Below are 18,547 nucleotides of genomic sequence, written 5' to 3' on the forward strand. Positions count from 1 at the left end.
TCATTGTGCGCCGGCGAGCGCCGCGAGCAGCTTGTCGTGCACGCCGCCGAAGCCGCCGTTGCTCATGCAGACGATGTGGTCGCCGGGACGCGCGGCCGCCGACACCCGGGCCACCAGCGGCGCAATGGCGGCGTCCACGTGCGCACGCGCGCCCATCGGCGCCAGTGCCGCGGCCGCGTCCCAGTCGAGGCCGCCGCTGTGGCAGAAGGCCAGGTCCGCCGACTCGAGGCTCCAGGACAGCTGGGCCGTCATGGTGCCGAGCTTCATGGTGTTGCTGCGCGGCTCGAACACCGCAAGGATCCGTTCGCCGCGGCCGCCGGCGGCATCGAGCTTGCGGCGCAGGCCGTCGAGCGTGGTGCGGATCGCGGTCGGGTGGTGGGCGAAGTCGTCGTAGACCGTGATCGCTCCCTCGGCGCGCGCGACGCTGCCGCGCAGTTCCATGCGCCGGCGCACGTTGCGGAAACTGCCGAGCGCGTCGGCCGCCTCGGACGGCGCGACGCCGACGTGTTCGGCGGCAGCGATCGCGGCCAGCGCGTTCATCTGGTTGTGCAGGCCCGAAAGTGCCCATTCGACGCGGCCGACGCGCTCGCCGCGGCGCAGCACGTCGAAGGCGTCGTGTGCGCCTTCGGCCTGCCATTCGCCGCCGCCGCCGAAGCGCGCGAGCTCGCTCCAGCAGCCCTGGGCGAGCACGCGCTCGAGACTCTGCTCGGTGGCATTCACCACCAGCCGACCCTGGCCCGGCACCGTGCGAACCAGATGATGGAACTGGCGCTCGATCGCCGCCAGGTCGTCGAAGATGTCGGCGTGGTCGAACTCGAGGTTGTTGAGGATCGCCGTGCGCGGGCGGTAGTGGACGAACTTGCTGCGCTTGTCGAAGAAGGCGGTGTCGTATTCGTCCGCTTCGATGACGAATGTGGCCCCCACGCTCCCCACTTCGTGTGGTTCGCTGCCCCCCGAGGGGGACGCGGCAGCCTTGGGGCGGCCCGGCGACGGCCGAGTCGCCCCGCCGCCTTCTGCTGCAGCGCCGCCCAGGCGCGCCGAAACCCCGAAGTCCAGCGGCACGCCGCCGACCAGGAAGCCGGGCGCCAGCCCCGCCCGTTCGAGGATCCAGGCCAGCATCGATGTCGTGGTGGTCTTGCCGTGCGTGCCTGCCACCGCCAGCACGTGGCGGCCCTGCAGCACCTCCTCGGCCAGCCACTGCGGGCCGCTCGTGTAGGGCGCTCCGGCATCGAGGATGGCTTCCATGAGCGGGAACTTGGGGCTCCCATCGGCCAGGCGCGCGCGCGAGACCACGTTGCCGACCACGAACATGTCGGGCTTCAGGGCCAGCTGGTCGGCGCCGAAGCCCTCGATCAGGTCGATGCCGAGCGCGCGCAACTGGTCGCTCATCGGCGGATAGACGCCGGCATCGCAGCCGGTCACGCGGTGGCCGGCCTCGCGTGCGAGGGCCGCCACACCGCCCATGAAGGTGCCGCAGATGCCCAGGATGTGAATGTGCATCGGTCGATTCTAGGGACGCGCGCAGGTGCATCCGTGCATGCAATCTGCCCAGTCCGGGCAAAATGGGCCGATGGACACGTCGAAGCAGGAAATCGCCGCCACCGCGGCCCGCCTCGTGGTCGAGGAGGGGCTGGAATACGGGCCCGCCAAGCGCCGCGCGCTGCGCGACCTGGGTCTGCCCGTGCGCACCGCGCTGCCGAACAACGACGAGGTCGAGGCCGAGGTGCGCGACTACATCGCGCTCTTCTGCGCCGACACCCAGCCTCAGGAGTTGCAGGCCCTGCGCCTGCTCGCGCTCGAATGGATGGAGCGCATGTCGCAGTTCCGCCCGCACGTCGGTGGCGCGGTCTGGCACGGCACCGCGACACGGCTGTCCGACATCTACATCCAGCTGTTCTGCGACGACTCCAAGTCGGCCGAGATCGCGCTGATCGACCACCATGTCGACTACGAGCCGCGCATGGTCACGGGCTTCCACGGTGAACAGGTCGAGGCCCTGAGCGTGCATGCGCCGAGCCGGGCGCTCGGCGAGGAGATCGGCGTCCACCTGCTGGTCTACGACCTCGACGACCTGCGCGGCGCGCTCAAGCCCGACAGCCAGGGCCGCACACCGCGCGGCAACCTCGCCGCCCTGCGGCGGCTGATGGAAAAGCAGAAGGACGCCGGATGACCGATTCTCCTGGAGCGCCGAGCACCCGCCGAACCTGGCTGTATGCCGGCGTGGCGACGGTCGCCGGACTGGCTGGCGCCGGTGGCGCCTGGTGGCGGCAGCACCCGGAAGGCTCGGCCCCCACCGGCGAGCGCTTGGACGCCGCGTTCTGGGCCCAGCGTTTCGAGCGTCCCGAGGGCGGCGAGATCGTCTTCGCCGAATTGCGCGGCAAACCCCTGCTGCTCAATTTCTGGGCCACCTGGTGTCCGCCGTGCGTCGAGGAAATGCCGATGATCAACGCCTTCTATCGCGAAGTTGCGGCCAACGGCTGGCAAGTCGTCGGATTGGCGATCGATCAGCCGAGCGCCGTGCGCAAGTTCCTGGGTCGAACGCCGGTTGGCTATCCGATCGGTCTGGCGGGCCTGGCCGGCACCGACATGGTCAAGCAAATGGGCAACGCCGCCGGCGGGCTGCCCTTCACCGTCGTGGTGGATGCCGCCGGCGGCGTCATGGCGCGTAAAATGGGCAAGCTCGACGCCGCCGATCTTCAGGCGTGGCGGCGTGCCTAGTTCAGACTAGAATCCGGCCCCTACGAATCCGGTAGTTGGCGCCCAAACGTCCATATACCCGGATGTTCAGACAAGTTGCATTCAAATGACCGGCAAAGCCGGCGCTGGAGTCCCATGGATCTACGCAAGCTCAAGACACTGATCGATCTGGTGTCCGAATCCAATATTTCCGAACTGGAGATCACCGAGGCCGAAGGCAAGGTCCGCATCGTCAAGGGTGGTGTGGCCGCCCCGGTGCAGTACGTCCAGACGCTTGCCGCGCCCGGCGCCGGCCAGCCGGCTGCTGCCGCGCCCGCCGCGAGCGCTGCCGCACCCGCCGCTGCAGCTCCGGCGGAGACCCCCGCGGCCAGCGGCCATGCGATCAAGTCGCCGATGGTCGGCACCTTCTATCGTTCCTCCAGCCCGGGCGCACCGGCCTTCGTCGAGGTCGGCAGCCAGGTCAAGGAAGGCGACACGGTCTGCATCATCGAGGCCATGAAGATCCTCAACGAGATCGAAGCCGACAAGTCGGGCACCGTGAAGCAGATCCTCGGCGAGAACGGCCAGGCGGTCGAGTACGGCCAACCGCTGTTCATCATCGAGTGACCATGTTCAAGAAGATCCTGGTCGCCAACCGCGGCGAGATCGCGCTGCGCATCCAGCGCGCCTGCAGCGAACTCGGCATCAAGGCGGTGATGGTGTATTCCGAAGCCGACCGCGAAGCCAAGTACGTCAAGCTGGCCGAAGAAGCGGTCTGCATCGGTCCGGCACCGTCGTCGCAGAGCTACCTCAACATGCCGGCCATCATCTCGGCGGCCGAAGTCACCGACTCCGAAGCCATCCATCCGGGCTACGGCTTCCTGAGCGAGAACGCCAACTTCGCCGAACGCGTCGAACAGAGCGGCTTCCAGTTCATCGGCCCGTCGCCCGAATCGATCCGCATCATGGGCGACAAGGTCTCGGCCAAGCAGGCGATGATCAAGGCGGGCGTGCCCTGCGTGCCCGGCTCCGACGGCGAACTGTCGGACGACGCCAACGCCAACAAGCGCATCGCGCGCGCCATCGGCTACCCGGTCATCATCAAGGCCGCGGGCGGCGGCGGCGGCCGCGGCATGCGCGTGGTCCACACCGAGGCGGCGCTGGTCAACGCGATCCAGATGACGAAGGCGGAGGCCGGTGCGGCTTTCAACAATCCGGCCGTCTACATGGAGAAGTTCCTCCAGAATCCGCGCCACATCGAGATCCAGATCCTCGCCGACAAGCACAAGAACGCCGTCTACCTGGGCGAGCGCGACTGCTCCATGCAGCGCCGCCACCAGAAGGTGATCGAGGAATCGCCGGCACCGGGCATTCCGCGCAAGCTGATCGAGAAGATCGGCGAGCGCTGCACGGCCGCCTGCAAGAAGATCGGCTACCGCGGCGCCGGCACCTTCGAGTTCCTGTACGAGAACGGCGAGTTCTACTTCATCGAGATGAATACCCGCGTGCAGGTGGAGCATCCGGTGACCGAGTTCACCACCGGCATCGACATCGTGAAGACGCAGATCATGGTGGCAGCAGGCGAAAGGCTGCCGTTCACGCAGCGCCAGATCGAGATGCGCGGCCACGCGATCGAGTGCCGCATCAACGCCGAGGACCCGTACAAGTTCGTGCCCTCGCCGGGCCGCATCACCATGTGGCATCCGCCGGGCGGCCCCGGCGTGCGTGTCGATTCGCACGTCTACACGAACTACTTCGTGCCGCCGAACTACGACTCGATGATCGGCAAGATCATCGTCTACGGCGACACGCGCGAGCAGGCCATGGCGCGCATGCGCACGGCGCTCAACGAGACGGTGATCGAAGGCATCCAGACCAACATCGCGCTGCACCGCGAACTGATGGTGGACGCCAAGTTCATGGGTGGCGGCACCAACATCCACTACCTCGAAGAGTGGCTCGCGGCGCATAAACGTTGACCACCCCCAGGTTGGCTCACTTCGTGTAGCCGCCCACCCCCTCGCCGGGGGCAACACCAGCGGCCCGGCAAAGCCGGTTCCGCGGTGTTTCACCAACGGGCTTCGCTTCGCTTGCCGCGCAAGACGGCTTCCAGTGTGCGGATACCTTGAGAGGAATTGCGATGTTCGAACTTCGCCTGATGGCCCCCGAAGCGCTGGTCGAGACCGTCAGCGACGCGCTCGATGCGCTCGATGCGTTGAGCGTGTCGGTGGAAGACGCCGATGCCCAGACCGATGCCGAGCAGGCGCTGTTCGGCGAGCCCGGCATGCCGCCGCCCAAGGACGGCTGGCAGCGTTCGCGGGTGATCGCGCTGTTCGCGACCGAGGCGCTCGCGCGCGAGGCCGCGACGTTGCTGCAGGCGCAGGATTTCTTCGCCGACTGCCGCGTGCTCGGCCTTGCCGACGTGCCTGAGCAGGACTGGGTGCGGCTCACGCAGTCGCAGTTCGCACCGGTCGAGATCACGCCCGAGTTCTGGATCGTGCCGACCTGGCACGAACCGCCGGCGCAGGCGCGCCAGGTGATCCGGCTCGATCCCGGGCTGGCCTTCGGCACCGGCACCCATCCGACCACGCGCATGTGCCTGCGCTGGATCGCGCGCCGCGGTGCACTCGCGGGCCTGCGCGTGCTCGACTACGGTTGCGGCTCGGGCATCCTCGCGATCGGTGCCGCCAAGTTCGGCGCCACCGACATCGATGCCGTGGACATCGATCCGGCGGCGGTCGAGTCGACCGATCTCAATGCCGAGGCCAACGGCGTGCAATTGAAGTCGGGCCTGCCCGATGCCTCGTCGGGCCGCTACGACATCGTGCTCGCGAACATCCTCGCCACCCCGCTCAAGGTGCTGGCGCCGCTGCTCTGCGCCCATGTCGCGCCGGGTGGCGAACTGGTGCTGGCGGGCATCCTCGAGCGCCAGGCCGACGAACTCAAGCTTGCCTACGCGCCCCATGCCGCGCTCGAGGTCAGCGACAGCGAGGACGGCTGGATCCTCATGACCGCCAGGATCTGAGGCGCGCGCGAGCCATACAATCCCGGCTCAATATATGAGCCTGGTCACCCGCTGCCCCGCATGCGACACCACATTCAAGGTGGTGAGGGACCAGTTGCGCATCTCCGACGGCTGGGTCCGCTGCGGCCGCTGCAGCCAGGTCTTCGATGGCGCCGAATACCTTCAGGAGCTTCCCGATTCGCCCGAGGCACCGCCTGCGGTCCAGGTTCCGGAGCGTCCACCGGAGCCGGTGGTGCCGATCGCCGAAGCGCCCGCGCCGATTGCGCCATTGGTGGCGTCCGAAGACGCATCCGCACCCGACCATTTCTCCGAGGACTTCCTGGACGACGATCACGATCACGTCGAGATCGAGCCCACCGCCGAAGTCGAGCCTGAATCGGAACCAGAGCGAGAAAAGGAGCCGGAACCAGAGCCAGAGCCGGAGCCGGAGTCATTGGCGGAGCCGGAGCCGGAGCCGGAGCGAGGTCTGGAGCCGGAGTTGGAGTGGGAACCGGAGCCCGAGCCCGAGCCCGAGCCCGAGCCCGAGCCGGAAGCGTCGTCCGAGGCCGGATCCGAATCGACCGCCTTCGTCGAGCCGCCACTTGCGCGGGCGCGCATGCCGTGGCCCGATGCCGATTCGCTGCTGCTCGGCGACGAGGGCGGCCGCACGGTGCCGCGTCCGCCTGCGCCGGCACCCTTGTCGTTCCCGGACATCGACCTGAACCTGCGCTCATCGCTGCCGGCGGCGCTGGCCGGCAGCGCCGCGTCGGAGGCTGTCGCGGACGCCGGGGATTCGGGCTACACGCCGCTCGAGAAGGCCTTGCGAAGGGCACGGGTCAAGTCCGCCAAGATCGCCAAGGCCAACAAGGCGCGAGCGCAGAAGCTCGCGGCCGCTGCAGGCGACGCGGGCCCGGCACCCTTGGTGCGCGCAGCCAGCGAGTCGGATGCGGCGTCGAGGGCGGACGCCACCGCGGCCGCGACTGCCCCGGTGTTCTCGCATTTCGGCGGCGACGTCGAGGGCAGTTCTGCGGCGCCGTCCTTCTGGTCGCGCCCCGGCGTTCGGCTTTCGGTACTGCTGGCCTGCGTGTTGGCGGCGGTGCTGCTGGTGGTGCAGGTGTTGCACCAGGAGCGCGACCTGATCGCTGCCCGCCAGCCCGCGCTGCGTCCGCTGCTCGACAGCCTGTGCAGTGCAACCGGTTGCGAGGTCTCGGGCCTGCGCCAGATCGCCGACATCAAGATCGACGGTGCATCGTTCGCACGCGACCGGACTGGTGACGGCTTTCAGCTCAGCTTCACCTTGCGCAATGCCGCCGCCGTTCCGCTCGCCATGCCGGCGGTCGAGCTGACGCTGCTCGACACCCAGGAACGCGCCGTGGTCCGGCGCATGCTGATGCCGGCCGAATTCGGCGCTCCGGCCATGCTGCCGGCGCGCGGCGAGCGCGCAGCGTCACTGTCGCTCAATCTGAGCGGCGCCGAGGCGGCCCTGCTGCCCCCCGTCGCGGGATTCAACCTCGTGGCGCTCTATCCCTGAGCGTCGCGGCTGTTCGACCTCTTCATCTTTCAATCAACGAGTGGCTCATCCATGGCAGCAGTGATTTGCGGTTCCCTTGCGTTCGACACCATCATGACTTTCGAGGGGCGGTTCGCAGACCAGATCCTTCCGGATCAGTTGCACATCCTCAACGTGTCCTTCTTGGTGCCCGGGCTGCGACGCGACTTCGGCGGCTGTGCCGGCAACATCGCCTACAGCCTCAATGCACTCGGCGGCAACGCGCTGCCGATGGCCACGCTGGGCAGCGACGGTGCCGACTATCTCGAGCGCCTGCGCACCCTGGGCATCAGCACCGAGTTCGTGCGCCAGGTGGACGACAGCTTCACCGCCCAGGCCATGATCATGAACGACCGTGACAACAACCAGATCACGGCCTTCCACCCCGGCGCCATGCAGCAGGCCCACATCACGCATGTCGAGGCCCGCGACGACATCCGGCTCGGCATCGTGGCGCCGGACGGCCGCGCGGCAATGGTTCAGCATGCCGAGCAGTTCGCGGCCGCCGGCATTCCGTTCGTCTTCGATCCGGGCCAGGGCCTGCCGATGTTCGACGGCAAGGAACTCGCGCATTTCGTCGAGCTTGCGAGCTGGATGGTGGTGAACGACTACGAAGGCAAGATGCTTTCACAGCGCACCGGCTGGAGCCTGGCCGAAATCTCGTCCAAGGTGCGTGGCCTGGTCGTGACGCTGGCCGCGGAGGGCTGCGAGGTATGGATCGACGGCCAGCGCGAGCACGTGCCCGGGGTGACGCCGAGCGAAGTGGTCGAGCCGACCGGCTGCGGCGACGCCTGGCGCGGCGCATTGCTCTACGGCCTCGAGCAGGGCTGGCCGCTGGCTCGCTGCGCCGCTCTCGGCAATCAGCTCGGTGCGCTCAAGATCGCGCAGCGGGGGCCGCAGAACTACAAGGTCGATCGAGCCGCTCTGGGCCTCTAGCGCGGCTGGCGCGAGCCCGATGAAAAAAGCCCGACACCTTGCGGTGCCGGGCTTGTGCCTTCAAGGCCGCTGAAAGACTCAGGGCTTGCTGGCCGTCGGGAACGGCCATGCAGCTTGAGGGTTTAGCGTGGTCTGCGCAGCAGGAGCAGGCGCTACGGCAGCCTTGGCGGGCGCCTTCGCAGCCTTCTTCGCAGCGGGCTTCTTCGCGGCTTTCTTGGCAGCAGGCTTCTTCGCCGCAGCCTTTTTCGCCGGCGCCTTCTTGGCAGGAGCCTTCTTCGCTGCGGCCTTCTTCGCCGGGGCCTTCTTTGCTGCGGCCTTCTTGGCCGGGGCCTTCTTCGCCGCTACCTTCTTGGCGGGAGCCTTCTTTGCCGGGGCCTTCTTGGCAGGAGCCTTCTTGGCCACTACCTTCTTCGCCGGGGCCTTCTTGGCTGCTACCTTCTTGGCGGCGACCTTCTTTGCCGGGGCCTTCTTGGCTGCTACCTTCTTCGCAGGAGCCTTCTTTGCCGGGGCCTTCTTTGCTGCGGCCTTCTTGGCCGGCGCTTTCTTTGCAGTTGCCATTTCTATTTCTCCTTGATCAAGTTGAAAAAATCAACCTTTTGAAGCACTCCACGCAAGTTGGTCAGCGTGAAGCGATTCATGGCGTTGAAATGAATTCAGCGCCATGAACACCTGCGCCCTCAGCGAATCCGCACTCTTCGGTGCGGTGGGTCGACGAGAGCTATTTCTGAATGCACTTGTTTTTCTTTTAGGAACGATTCAATCCCAGGAGAGCGCACCACCCGACTGGTACTCGATCACGCGGGTTTCGAAGAAGTTGCGCTCTTTCTTCAGGTCAATCATTTCGCTCATCCAGGGGAACGGGTTTTCCTCGTTCGGGAAGAGCGTTTCGAGGCCGATCTGCTGCGCGCGACGGTTCGCGATGTAGCGCAGGTAGCCCTTGAACATGGAGGCGTTCATGCCGAGCACGCCGCGCGGCATGGTGTCCTCGGCGTACTTGTATTCGAGCTCGACCGCCTTCATGAAGAGGGCCTTGATCTCCGCCTTGAACTCGGAGGTCCAGAGCTGCGGATTCTCGAGCTTGAGCTGGTTGATCAGGTCGATGCCGAAGTTGCAGTGCATCGACTCGTCGCGCAGGATGTACTGGTACTGCTCGGCGGCGCCGGTCATCTTGTTCTGGCGGCCCAGCGCGAGGATCTGCGTGAAGCCGACGTAGAAGAACAGGCCTTCCATGAGGCAGGCGAACACGATCAGCGACTTCAGAAGGGTCTGGTCGGTCTCGTGGGTGCCGGTCTTGAAGTTCGGGTCGCTGATGGCGTCGATGAACGGGATCAGGAACTGGTCCTTCTCGCGGATCGACGGCACTTCGTTGTAGGCGTTGAAGATCTCGCTCTCGTCCAGGCCGAGCGACTCGACGATGTACTGGTAGGCGTGCGTGTGGATCGCTTCCTCGAAGGCCTGGCGCAGCAGGAACTGGCGGCATTCGGGCGCCGTGATGTGGCGATAGGTGCCCAGCACGATGTTGTTGGCGGCCAGCGAATCGGCGGTGACGAAGAAGCCGAGATTGCGCTTGACGATGCGGCGCTCGTCTTCGGTCAGTCCGTTCGGGTCCTTCCACAACGCGATGTCGCGCGTCATGTTCACTTCCTGCGGCATCCAGTGGTTGGCGCAGGTCGCGAGGTATTTTTCCCAGGCCCACTTGTACTTGAACGGCACCAGCTGGTTGACGTCGGTCTGGCCGTTGATGATGCGCTTGTCGGCCGCCTTGACGCGATGCGCGGCGGGCGCGACCGGTGCGGCTTGCGCAGTCGCTTGCGCGGCAACGGCGCGCACGGTGGCGCCGTCATCGAGCGTGCGCACGGCGGGAGCGGAAAGGGGGGAGGCGATTTGCGAAGTCGGGAGCTCCGACACGCGGGCGACTTGCGCGCCGCTGTTCGAGGGGTGCCGCAGTCCTTGCTGCAGATCCTTTGGCAAGGAGGGCTTGACTTCTTCGTCCCAGGTCAACATAGAAAAATCCAATGCTCAAATTATGTGAGCAACGATGTGAGTTGCAAAGCGCTGCTCACATCGCGCATCAATTATGTGGTCGTTATGTTGCTCGCATGCATCGCAATTTGTCAGTCGATGCCGCGAACCTTCACAACTTCAGGCCGACATCACTGGCAGGCTTCGCAGGTCGGGTCGTCGACACCGCAGAACGCGATGTCGGTCGCAGGCATCGCAGCGAGCTGCGACTGCGCTGCGAGCGCTGCCGCTTCGAGTGCGCTCATGCCCGACGATGCATCGCCGCTGCCCGAGGACACTGCGTTGAGGCGGCCCGATTGCACGGTCGATTTCTCGGCGTGCGTCGCGCTCTGCGTGCGCAGGTAGTAGGTGGTCTTCAGGCCGCGCAGCCATGCCAGCTTGTAGGTGTCGTCGAGCTTCTTGCCCGAGGCGCCGGCCATGTAGATGTTGAGCGACTGCGCCTGATCGATCCACTTCTGGCGCCGTGCCGCAGCCTCGACCAGCCAGGTGGTCTCGACCTCGAACGCGGTCGCGTAGAGCGCCTTGATGTCCTGCGGCACGCGATCGATCGGGCGCAGCGAGCCGTCGAAGTGCTTGAGGTCCATCACCATCACGTCGTCCCACAGGCCCAGGCGCTTGAGGTCGTGCACCAGGTAGTGGTTGATGACGGTGAACTCGCCCGACAGGTTCGACTTGACCGAGAGGTTGCCGAAGCAGGGCTCGATCGAGGCGTCGACGCCGATGATGTTCGAGATGGTGGCGGTCGGTGCGATGGCGACGCAGTTGGAATTGCGCATGCCGTCGGTCTTGATCTTCTGGCGCAGCGCCTCCCAGTCGAGGGTGGCCGAACGGTCGACCTCGACGTAGCCGCCGCGCGCCTTCTCGAGCAGTTCGAGCGTGTCGAGCGGCAGCACGCCCTTGTCCCACAGCGAGCCCTTGTAGCTCGAGTACTTGCCGCGCTCGCGCGCCAGTTCGGTCGAGGCCCAGTAGGCGTGATAGCAGATCGCCTCCATCGATTCGTCGGCGAACTGCACGGCCTGCTGCGAGGCGTAGGGGATGCGCAGCTGGTAGAGCGAATCCTGGAAGCCCATCAGGCCGAGGCCGACCGGGCGATGGCGCAGGTTGGAGTCGCGCGCCTTCTTGACGGCGTAGTAGTTGATGTCGATCACGTTGTCGAGCATGCGCATCGCGGTCGCGATGGTGCGCTGCAGCTTGGCCTGGTCGACCTTGCCGTCCTTCAGATGCTGCAGCAGGTTGACCGAGCCGAGGTTGCAGACCGCGGTTTCGGTGTCGCTGGTGTTGAGCGTGATCTCGGTGCACAGGTTCGACGAATGGACCACGCCGGCATGCTGCTGCGGCGAGCGCACGTTGCAGGCGTCCTTGAAGGTGATCCAGGGATGGCCGGTCTCGAACAGCATCGTGAGCATCTTGCGCCACAGGTCCGAGGCCTGGACGGTGCGGCTCGGCGTGATCTCGCCGCGCGCAGCCTTCTCTTCGTAGGCCACGTAGGCGGTCTCGAAGTCGCTGCCGAACTTGTCGTGCAGGTCGGGCACGTTCGAGGGCGAGAAAAGGGTCCAGCTGCCCTTTTCCATCACGCGGCGCATGAACAGGTCGGGGATCCAGTTGGCCGTGTTCATGTCGTGCGTGCGGCGGCGGTCGTCGCCGGTGTTCTTGCGCAGCTCGAGGAATTCCTCGATGTCGAGGTGCCAGCTTTCCAGGTAGGTGCAGACCGCGCCCTTGCGCTTGCCGCCCTGGTTGACCGCCACGGCGGTGTCGTTGACCACCTTGAGGAAGGGCACGACACCCTGCGATTCGCCGTTGGTGCCCTTGATGTGGCTGCCGAGCGCACGCACGCGGGTCCAGTCGTTGCCCAGGCCGCCGGCGAACTTCGACAGCAGCGCGTTTTCCTTGATCGATTCGTAGATGCCGTCGAGGTCGTCGGGCACGGTGGTGAGGTAGCAGCTCGACAGCTGCGAGCGCAGGGTGCCGCTGTTGAACAGGGTCGGGGTGCTCGACATGAAGTCGAACGAGGACATCACCTCGTAGAACTCGATCGCGCGGGCTTCGCGGTCGATCTCGTTGAGCGACAGGCCCATCGCGACGCGCATGAAGAAGGCCTGCGGCAGCTCGATGCGCGACTTGCGCACGTGCAGGAAGTAGCGGTCGTAGAGGGTCTGCAGGCCGAGGTAGTCGAATTGCAGGTCGCGCTCGGGCTTGAGCGCGGCGCCGAGGCGGGCGAGGTCGAACTGCTGCAGCTTCTCGTCGAGCAGCTCGTTGTCGACGCCCTTCTTGATGAACTGCGGGAAGTAGTCGGCGTAGGCCTGGGCGCGTTCGGCCAGCGGCACTTCGCGGCCGATCACTTCCTTGAAGATCGTGTGCAGCAGCAGCCGGGCGGTGGCGAAGGTGTAGTCGGGGTCTTTCTCGATCAGCGTGCGGGCGGCCAGGATCGAGGCCTTGTAGACCTCGTCGAGCGGCACGCCGTCGTAGAGGTTGCGCATGGTCTCGGCCTGGATCGGCGCGGCCGTGATGCTGTCGCCGAGGCCGATGCAGGCGGATTCGATCAGGCCCTTGAGCTCGTTCAGGTCGAGCGCCACGCGCTCGCCGCGGTCCAGCACGTGCAGCGTCGAGACGGCGGCGGGGGCATCCTGCTCGCCCTGCTTGCTGCGTTCCTGCGAACGGCGCTCGCGGTACAGCACGTAGGCGCGCGCGATTTCGTGGTGGCCGCCGCGCATCAGGCCGAGCTCGACCTGGTCCTGCACGTCTTCGATGTGGAAGGTCCCGCCACCCGGACGCGAGCGCACCATGGCGCGCACCACGGCCTGCGTGAGGGTGTCGACCGTCTCGCGCACGCTGGCCGATGCCGCGCCCTGGGTGCCGTGCACCGCGAGGAAGGCCTTCATCATCGCGATCGCGATCTTGTTCGGCTCGAAGGGCACGACCGCGCCGTTGCGGCGAATGATCTGGTAGTGAGCGAGAGCGCTGCCGGCCGGCGAGCCGGCGGTGTCGCGCTGCGGCGCCGTCGAGGACACGGCACGCGGAGTGGAGGAGGGGGTATTCAGGGATGTTTGCATTCGATCCTCGGTTGGCAATTCTTGTTGGGGCGGCAGTGCCGCGCGGCGGTGGCTTTCGGCGTCTGCACCGGGCAGGGCACACTATATCTAGGGTCCAGTGGGTCCACAACCCACTATATGTAGTGTTTTCCTTGAATTTCCACCTGGAAGAAATACATCACGAAACGGCCGGTTCGCGCTTCTGCCGCTCGGCCATTGAATGACGGTAGCGCAGCCCGCCAACGGCGGGCCTTCCCGGCCGATTTGGGCCTGGAAAGCGCATGGTTGCTATGCCTTCGCACGAGCAGGATTGCGCGAGGGCGGCGCCGCAGGCACGCATCGCGCACCGCATCGCGATTGAAAAAAACTTAGCTCGCGGCAGTCGCCGGCGGGAACATGGCCGCATTCCAGCCGAGCTGTTCGCGCAGCAGGTGCCAGTCGAAGCCCGGGCCCGGGTCTTCCTTGCGGCCGGGCGCGATGTGTTCGTGGCCTGCGATCCAGCCGATCGGATGACGTTGAGCCAGCGCGGGGCAGAGACTGGCCAGCGTCTCGTACTGCGCGGCCTCGAAGGGCCCGCCCTCGATGCCCTCGAGCTCGATGCCGATCGAATCGTCGTTGCAGTTCGAGCGGCCGCGCCAGGACGAGGCGCCGGCATGCCAGGCGCGGTCGTCGCAACTCACGAACTGCCACAGCTCGCCGTTGCGCCGCACATAGAAGTGGGCCGACACCTCGATGCCGCGAATGCCCTGGAAATAGGGATGCGCATCCCAGTCGAGGGTGTTCGTGAAGAGCTGCTGCACTTCCTGGCCGCCGTATTGCCCGGGCGGCAGGCTGATGGAGTGCAGCACGATCAGGTCGATCTCGGCGCCCGCGGGCCGAGGACCGAAGTTCGGCGACGCCAGCGCCCGCGCGAAGGCGTACCAGCCGTCGCGCCAGAGGCCGGGGGCGCCGGCCTCACTCGTCGCTGAAGGCATTGGCGTCGTCGCCGTTCGGCGTCGCGATGCCGAGGCGTGCGATCCGATAGCGGATCTGACGCAGGCTCAGGCCCAGCCGTGCCGCCGCGGCGGTTCGGTTGAAGCCGGTCTCCTGCAGCGCGAGGATCAGGATGTCGCGCTCCTTCTGGTCCAGGTAGCCCTGCAGGTCGTTGGGCACGGACGTCGCGGCCCTGGCATTGCTGCCGTTGCCATGGCCGCTCGCCACGGTTGCGGGCGCCACTGCTGCATAGGCCGGTGGTTCCGGCTCCCCCGCCAGCTCGGGCGGCGGCAGCGAGGTGCTGTCGACGAAGTCAAGATGCAGCATGTCGCCATCGCTGAGCGCGACCGCACGGTGCAGCAGGTTCTCGAGTTCGCGCACGTTGCCCTGCAGCGGATGCTGGCCCAGGCGCTGCAGCACGTCGGCCGAAAGCGTCGGAACCGGCATGCCGGCATCGCGGCCGATGCGGGCGAGCAGCGCCTTGCACAGCGCCGGCAGGTCGCCGCGGCGGTCGCGCAGCGCCGGCACCGCGATCTCGATCACGTTGAGGCGGTAGAACAGGTCCTGCCGGAACCGGCCGGACTGGACCTCGGCCTGCAGGTCCTTGTGGGTGGCGCTCACGATCCGGACGTCGACCGCGTCTTCCTGGGTCGAGCCGATCGGGCGCACGCTGCGCTCCTGGATCGCGCGCAGCAGCTTGGACTGCATCGCCAGCGGCAGGTCGCCGATCTCGTCGAGGAACAGCGTGCCGCCGCGGGCGGCCTGGAAGTAGCCGTCGCGGTCCTGCGCCGATCCGGTGTAGGAGCCCTTGCGGGCACCGAAGAACTCGGCCTCGAGCAGGTTCTCGGGAATGGCGCCGCAGTTGACCGCGACGAACGGACCCTCGCTGCGCTGGCTGCAGGCGTGCACGGCACGCGCGACCAGCTCCTTGCCGGTGCCCGATTCGCCGCGCACCAGCACCGGCGCCATGCCGCGTGCCACCTTGGCGATGCGTGCCTTGACCGTGCGCATCGGCTCCGAGTCGCCCACCAGGCGCTCGAGGGCTGCCACGCCGTTGCTGCCGACGGCGCTTGCGATCGGAGCGCCGTCATCGAGGCGCCCCTCGGCCGGCCGGGCGGCGCGCTGGGTGGCGAGCTGGGTCGCCTGCACCGCGGAGGCCTGCACCGCCGAGGCCACGACGGCGCGGAACTGCTTGAGGTCGACCGGTTTCGTGAGGTAGTCGAAGGCGCCGGCCTTGAGGGCCTCGACCGCGTTCTCGGCCGAGCCGTAGGCGGTCATCACGACGCAGCGCTCGCCGCGCTGCTCCTGCTGGATGCGCTGCAGGATCTGCATGCCGAGGCCGTCGGGCAGCCGCATGTCGGTGATCACGGCATCGAAGGGGCCGGCATCGAGGTGCTGGGAGGCTTCCGCCACGCTGCCGGCCGACTCGACGCGGTAGCCTTCGCGCAGCAGCGTGAGTTCGTAGAGCGTGCGCAGGTCGGGCTCGTCGTCGACGACCAGGATCTGGGCGGGGCGCGCGGTCGGTGGGAGTGTGCTCACGCCGCTATTGTGTCAGCCGGCTCTCGGCGGCGGCAAATGCGACGAAGAACTCGTTGCCTTCGGGCCCCGCGGGCGACAGCTGGCGGCGTTCGTAGCCGATGGTGGCGCCGTGCCGCTCGCACAGCTCGCGGCAGAGGAACAGGCCGAGCCCGCTCGAGCGGCTCTCGGACGAGAAGAAGGGCTCGAACAGGTGGCGGTGCACCGCAGGCTCGAGCGGTGCGCCGTCGCTCCAGATCTGCAGCGTGGCACGGCCCTGGGCGTTGCGCCGGGTCGCGATCTGGATCGAGCCGTCGCGGTCGCCTGCGTAGCGCGCCGCGTTGTCGAGCAGGTTCACGAGGATGCGGCGCAGGTGCTCGGCGTCGAAGCGCACGTCTTCTCCCGCGGCGTCGAGCGCCAGCAGCACGCCCTGGCGCTGCGAGTGCAGCACCCATTCCTCGGCCAGCGCCCGCACCGTGGGATCGAGCGCCACCTGCTCGGCCAGCGGCAGTACGCGCTGCTGGCGCGCCCGCGCGACGTCGAGCACGTCATCGACGATGCGCGACAGGCGCTGGGCGTTCTGCTGCACCATGGTCGTGAGCTGGCGGTGGCCCGGGTCGACCAGGTCTTCGGCCAGCAGCGCGCTGGCCTGCGTGATGGCGGCCAGCGGATTGCGGATCTCGTGCGCCACCGCGGCCGACATGCGGCCCATCGCGGCCAGCTTCTCGGTGCGGATGCGGGCCTCGAGCTCGCGCAGGTCCTGCAGGAACATCACGCACAGGCCGTCGGACTGCGGATCGAGCGAGCGGGTGAGCCGCGTGCGCACGCGCACCTCGCGCGCCGCGCCCTGGGCCTGGGCGATCGGGATTTCCCTGGACTGCGGCATGCGCCGCGCGAATGTCTGGCGCGCCAGCGCCGCCAGTTCGACCCACGGCGGGTAGGCGTTGAGCACGAAGGGCTGCCGGATCTCGGCCAGGCCGTGGCCCAGGATGGCATCGGCGGCCGGGTTCGCGGCATGCACCTGGCCCTGCGGGTCGAGCACCAGCACGCCTTCGCTGAGCGTCTCGATCACGAGGTCGTTGACCAGCGCGTGCATCTCGGCCGCGCTGCGGTTGCGCTGCGCCAGGGCTTCGACGCGCGTGAGCCGGCGCGACATCTCGTGCGCCAGCAGCGCCACCACGAACAGACCGGTGCCGGCCAGTGCCGCCTGTACGAAGCGCGGCGAGGCATCGGCCGGCTGCGGGTGCGAGAACCAGAACCAGAAGGCATGGCCCAGCAGCAGCAGCGTGGCCACGGCCGTGGTGCCGAGCCCGACCGCGCCGGTGCCCAGCACCGCGGCCATCAGCACCGGCAGCGCGAACAGCGGCGAGTAGTTGATGCTGCCGACCTGCATCACCTGGAGCGTCGTGAAGACGACCAGGTCGACGCCGATGGTCAGCAGCCATGTCCGGCCCAGGCCTTCGATCGGCTGGAACGGCACATAGCGCGCCGCCGCCAGCGCCGCCGCCAGATAGCCGGCCGACAGCGCGATGGCGGCCGGTTGCGGCGCCTGGCCCAGGACGAAGGCGACCGCCTGCAGCAGCAGCAGCACCGCGGCCACGAAGCAGCGCGCGGCCAGGAAGCCGCGCCACAGGCGCAGCAGCGCGCTGCTCTTGCCGCTGAACTGCTCGAGCGAGCCCCAGTCGGTGGCCGGTTCGCCGCGGGCGCGCAGGAAGGAGCTCATCCGGCGGGCTGCCCGGGCGGCTTCATGCCTGCGCCGCCTGTCGGTGGGCCGCGCTGCAGTAGACCGCGCCGTCGGGTGCAGCGAGCGCATCGGCCGCGGGCAGGTGCAGGCCGCAATGGGCGCAGCGCACCATGGCCTGCGGTGCGGCGACCGCGGCCTGCTTGCGCGCGGGCGGCGGGCGTGGCGCATCGTCGTCGCGCCGGTTGCGGCGCCAGATCCAGATCGCGATGCAGATCACCGCGAGCACGAGCACGAACTTCATGCGGGCGCCCTCGACAGCATGACCTCGAGCACGAAGCGCGAGCCGACGTACGCCAGCAGAAGCAGGGCCGAGCCCGCGTACAGCACGCGGCGCGCGGTGCGGCCGCGCCAGCCGAAGCGGGCGCGGCCGACCAGCAGCACGGCGAACGTGAGCCAGGCCATGACCGAGAACACCGTCTTGTGGTCCCACTTCCAGCCGCGCGTCGTGGCGCCGTAGAGCGTCTCGCTGAACAGCAGGCCGGCCAGCAGCGTGGCCGACAGCAGCACGAAGCCCGCGGTCACGAAGCGGAAGGTCAGGCGCTCCATCGTGAGCAGCGGCACGCCGCCCGGCGGCTCGGCAGCGAGGCGGATCTGCTTCTCGGCCCGCGTCATGAGCCAGGCATGGACCACCGCAGCGCCGAACAGGCCATAGGAAGCGATGCCGAGCGCGAGGTGCAGCGGCAGCCAGGGCGACGCGGATACGTGGAGCGGCGTGCCCGGCACCAGCACTGCGAGCAGCACCGCGGCAGCGCCGAGCGCCGCCAGCGTGCGCCGGACCCTGAGTTGCGGGTAGAGGCGGCTCTCGACCGCGTAGACCGTCAGCACCAGCCAGGCCGTGACCGAGATCGCAGGCGCGAAGCCGAAGCGTGGCGTGCTGCCCATCAGCCCGGCAGCGAGCGTGAGGGCATGCAGCAGCCAGGCCAGCGCCAGCAGCCTCTGGGTGGCTGTGCGGCTCAGGCGGGAGGCGGCGGCGGCAATGACGCCGTAGGCGGCGGCGGTGGCGATGCCCAGTGCCACGCCGAGCGGGGAGGGGATCGCTAAAATCATCGGCTGGAGTTTAGCTTCTCGCCTTCCGCGGGAAGGCCGCCGCTCCCGTCTTC

Annotated in this window: 16 protein-coding genes; 7 read left to right on the forward strand and 9 right to left on the reverse strand. The window is 67.8% G+C overall.

Features of this window, described 5'->3' with window-relative positions; genetic code table 11:
* Positions 1-1,500, reverse strand: coding sequence for a UDP-N-acetylmuramate:L-alanyl-gamma-D-glutamyl-meso-diaminopimelate ligase (gene mpl / locus QTH87_RS02050; RefSeq protein WP_286606449.1), 1,500 nt, complete (start codon positions 1,498-1,500; stop codon positions 1-3).
* Positions 1,501-1,570: 70 nt separating this feature from the next.
* Here mpl and QTH87_RS02055 point away from each other — a divergent pair, with 70 nt between their 5' ends.
* The 7 genes from QTH87_RS02055 (at position 1,571) to QTH87_RS02085 (ending at position 8,165) form a co-directional block, all read left to right on the forward strand.
* Positions 1,571-2,170 (forward strand): hypothetical protein, encoded by a 600-nt coding sequence (locus tag QTH87_RS02055; protein ID WP_286606451.1) that lies wholly within the window; start codon positions 1,571-1,573, stop codon positions 2,168-2,170.
* Positions 2,167-2,718: a TlpA family protein disulfide reductase gene (locus tag QTH87_RS02060; protein WP_286606452.1), complete on the forward strand. Its 552-nt coding sequence runs from the start codon at positions 2,167-2,169 to the stop codon at positions 2,716-2,718. Before QTH87_RS02055 ends, QTH87_RS02060 begins: the two co-directional genes overlap by 4 nt.
* Before the next feature lie 114 nt (positions 2,719-2,832).
* A complete protein-coding gene (gene accB / locus QTH87_RS02065) occupies positions 2,833-3,303 on the forward strand; it encodes an acetyl-CoA carboxylase biotin carboxyl carrier protein (RefSeq protein WP_286606453.1) in 471 nt (156 codons plus the stop codon).
* Positions 3,304-3,305: 2 nt separating this feature from the next.
* A complete protein-coding gene (gene accC, locus QTH87_RS02070) occupies positions 3,306-4,655 on the forward strand; it encodes an acetyl-CoA carboxylase biotin carboxylase subunit (protein WP_286606455.1) in 1,350 nt (449 codons plus the stop codon).
* Positions 4,656-4,816: 161 nt separating this feature from the next.
* Positions 4,817-5,701, forward strand: coding sequence for a 50S ribosomal protein L11 methyltransferase (gene prmA, locus QTH87_RS02075; protein WP_286606456.1), 885 nt, complete (start codon positions 4,817-4,819; stop codon positions 5,699-5,701).
* 34 nt (positions 5,702-5,735) lie between these two features.
* Positions 5,736-7,211 carry a zinc-ribbon and DUF3426 domain-containing protein gene (locus QTH87_RS02080; RefSeq protein WP_286606457.1) on the forward strand — a complete coding sequence of 492 codons (1,476 nt, stop codon included), beginning with the start codon at positions 5,736-5,738 and terminating at the stop codon, positions 7,209-7,211.
* Positions 7,212-7,262: 51 nt separating this feature from the next.
* Positions 7,263-8,165 carry a carbohydrate kinase family protein gene (locus QTH87_RS02085; RefSeq protein ID WP_286606458.1) on the forward strand — a complete coding sequence of 301 codons (903 nt, stop codon included), beginning with the start codon at positions 7,263-7,265 and terminating at the stop codon, positions 8,163-8,165.
* Positions 8,166-8,243: 78 nt separating this feature from the next.
* Here the strand turns inward: QTH87_RS02085 and QTH87_RS02090 are convergent, their stop codons facing one another.
* The 8 genes from QTH87_RS02090 to QTH87_RS02125 all read right to left on the reverse strand — a co-directional run bounded on the left by QTH87_RS02090 (position 8,244) and on the right by QTH87_RS02125 (position 18,494).
* Positions 8,244-8,723: a histone H1-like DNA-binding protein gene (locus QTH87_RS02090; protein ID WP_286606459.1), complete on the reverse strand. Its 480-nt coding sequence runs from the start codon at positions 8,721-8,723 to the stop codon at positions 8,244-8,246.
* Between the two features lie 198 nt (positions 8,724-8,921).
* A complete protein-coding gene (locus QTH87_RS02095; RefSeq protein ID WP_286606461.1) occupies positions 8,922-10,169 on the reverse strand; it encodes a ribonucleotide-diphosphate reductase subunit beta in 1,248 nt (415 codons plus the stop codon).
* Between the two features lie 149 nt (positions 10,170-10,318).
* Entirely contained in the window at positions 10,319-13,237 is a 2,919-nt protein-coding gene (locus tag QTH87_RS02100; protein ID WP_286606463.1) for a ribonucleoside-diphosphate reductase subunit alpha, read from the reverse strand.
* 347 nt (positions 13,238-13,584) lie between these two features.
* Entirely contained in the window at positions 13,585-14,190 is a 606-nt protein-coding gene (gene ampD / locus QTH87_RS02105; RefSeq protein ID WP_286606464.1) for a 1,6-anhydro-N-acetylmuramyl-L-alanine amidase AmpD, read from the reverse strand.
* The gene (locus tag QTH87_RS02110; RefSeq protein WP_286606465.1) at positions 14,171-15,727 is read right to left on the reverse strand and encodes a sigma-54-dependent transcriptional regulator; all 1,557 of its coding nucleotides are present in this window, start codon (positions 15,725-15,727) and stop codon (positions 14,171-14,173) included. The genes ampD and QTH87_RS02110 overlap by 20 nt, the downstream gene beginning before the upstream one ends.
* A 4-nt stretch (positions 15,728-15,731) precedes the next feature.
* Positions 15,732-17,426, reverse strand: coding sequence for a sensor histidine kinase (locus QTH87_RS02115; protein WP_286606467.1), 1,695 nt, complete (start codon positions 17,424-17,426; stop codon positions 15,732-15,734).
* A gap of 22 nt (positions 17,427-17,448) precedes the next feature.
* Positions 17,449-17,688, reverse strand: a complete 240-nt coding sequence (locus QTH87_RS02120) for a PP0621 family protein (RefSeq protein ID WP_286606470.1) — start codon at positions 17,686-17,688, stop codon at positions 17,449-17,451.
* Positions 17,685-18,494 carry a cytochrome C assembly family protein gene (locus QTH87_RS02125; protein WP_286606472.1) on the reverse strand — a complete coding sequence of 270 codons (810 nt, stop codon included), beginning with the start codon at positions 18,492-18,494 and terminating at the stop codon, positions 17,685-17,687. Before QTH87_RS02125 ends, QTH87_RS02120 begins: the two co-directional genes overlap by 4 nt.
* Positions 18,495-18,547: the final 53 nt, after the last annotated feature.

The sequence above is a fragment of the Variovorax jilinensis genome (assembly GCF_030316885.1).
GTDB lineage: Bacteria > Pseudomonadota > Gammaproteobacteria > Burkholderiales > Burkholderiaceae_C > Variovorax > Variovorax jilinensis.

Bases quoted from the DNA above. Each gene is read 5' to 3' on its own strand.
- QTH87_RS02100 (WP_286606463.1), bottom strand. From the start codon at position 13,237: ATGCAAACATCCCTGAATACCCCCTCCTCCACTCCGCGTGCCGTGTCC.
- QTH87_RS02090 (WP_286606459.1), bottom strand. From the start codon at position 8,723: ATGGCAACTGCAAAGAAAGCGCCGGCCAAGAAGGCCGCAGCAAAGAAG.
- QTH87_RS02060 (WP_286606452.1), top strand. From the start codon at position 2,167: ATGACCGATTCTCCTGGAGCGCCGAGCACCCGCCGAACCTGGCTGTAT.
- QTH87_RS02115 (WP_286606467.1), bottom strand. From the start codon at position 17,426: ATGAGCTCCTTCCTGCGCGCCCGCGGCGAACCGGCCACCGACTGGGGC.
- QTH87_RS02080 (WP_286606457.1), top strand. From the start codon at position 5,736: ATGAGCCTGGTCACCCGCTGCCCCGCATGCGACACCACATTCAAGGTG.
- QTH87_RS02125 (WP_286606472.1), bottom strand. From the start codon at position 18,494: ATGATTTTAGCGATCCCCTCCCCGCTCGGCGTGGCACTGGGCATCGCC.
- ampD (WP_286606464.1), bottom strand. From the start codon at position 14,190: ATGCCTTCAGCGACGAGTGAGGCCGGCGCCCCCGGCCTCTGGCGCGAC.
- prmA (WP_286606456.1), top strand. From the start codon at position 4,817: ATGTTCGAACTTCGCCTGATGGCCCCCGAAGCGCTGGTCGAGACCGTC.
- QTH87_RS02085 (WP_286606458.1), top strand. From the start codon at position 7,263: ATGGCAGCAGTGATTTGCGGTTCCCTTGCGTTCGACACCATCATGACT.
- accB (WP_286606453.1), top strand. From the start codon at position 2,833: ATGGATCTACGCAAGCTCAAGACACTGATCGATCTGGTGTCCGAATCC.
- QTH87_RS02055 (WP_286606451.1), top strand. From the start codon at position 1,571: ATGGACACGTCGAAGCAGGAAATCGCCGCCACCGCGGCCCGCCTCGTG.
- QTH87_RS02120 (WP_286606470.1), bottom strand. From the start codon at position 17,688: ATGAAGTTCGTGCTCGTGCTCGCGGTGATCTGCATCGCGATCTGGATC.
- accC (WP_286606455.1), top strand. From the start codon at position 3,306: ATGTTCAAGAAGATCCTGGTCGCCAACCGCGGCGAGATCGCGCTGCGC.
- mpl (WP_286606449.1), bottom strand. From the start codon at position 1,500: ATGCACATTCACATCCTGGGCATCTGCGGCACCTTCATGGGCGGTGTG.
- QTH87_RS02095 (WP_286606461.1), bottom strand. From the start codon at position 10,169: ATGTTGACCTGGGACGAAGAAGTCAAGCCCTCCTTGCCAAAGGATCTG.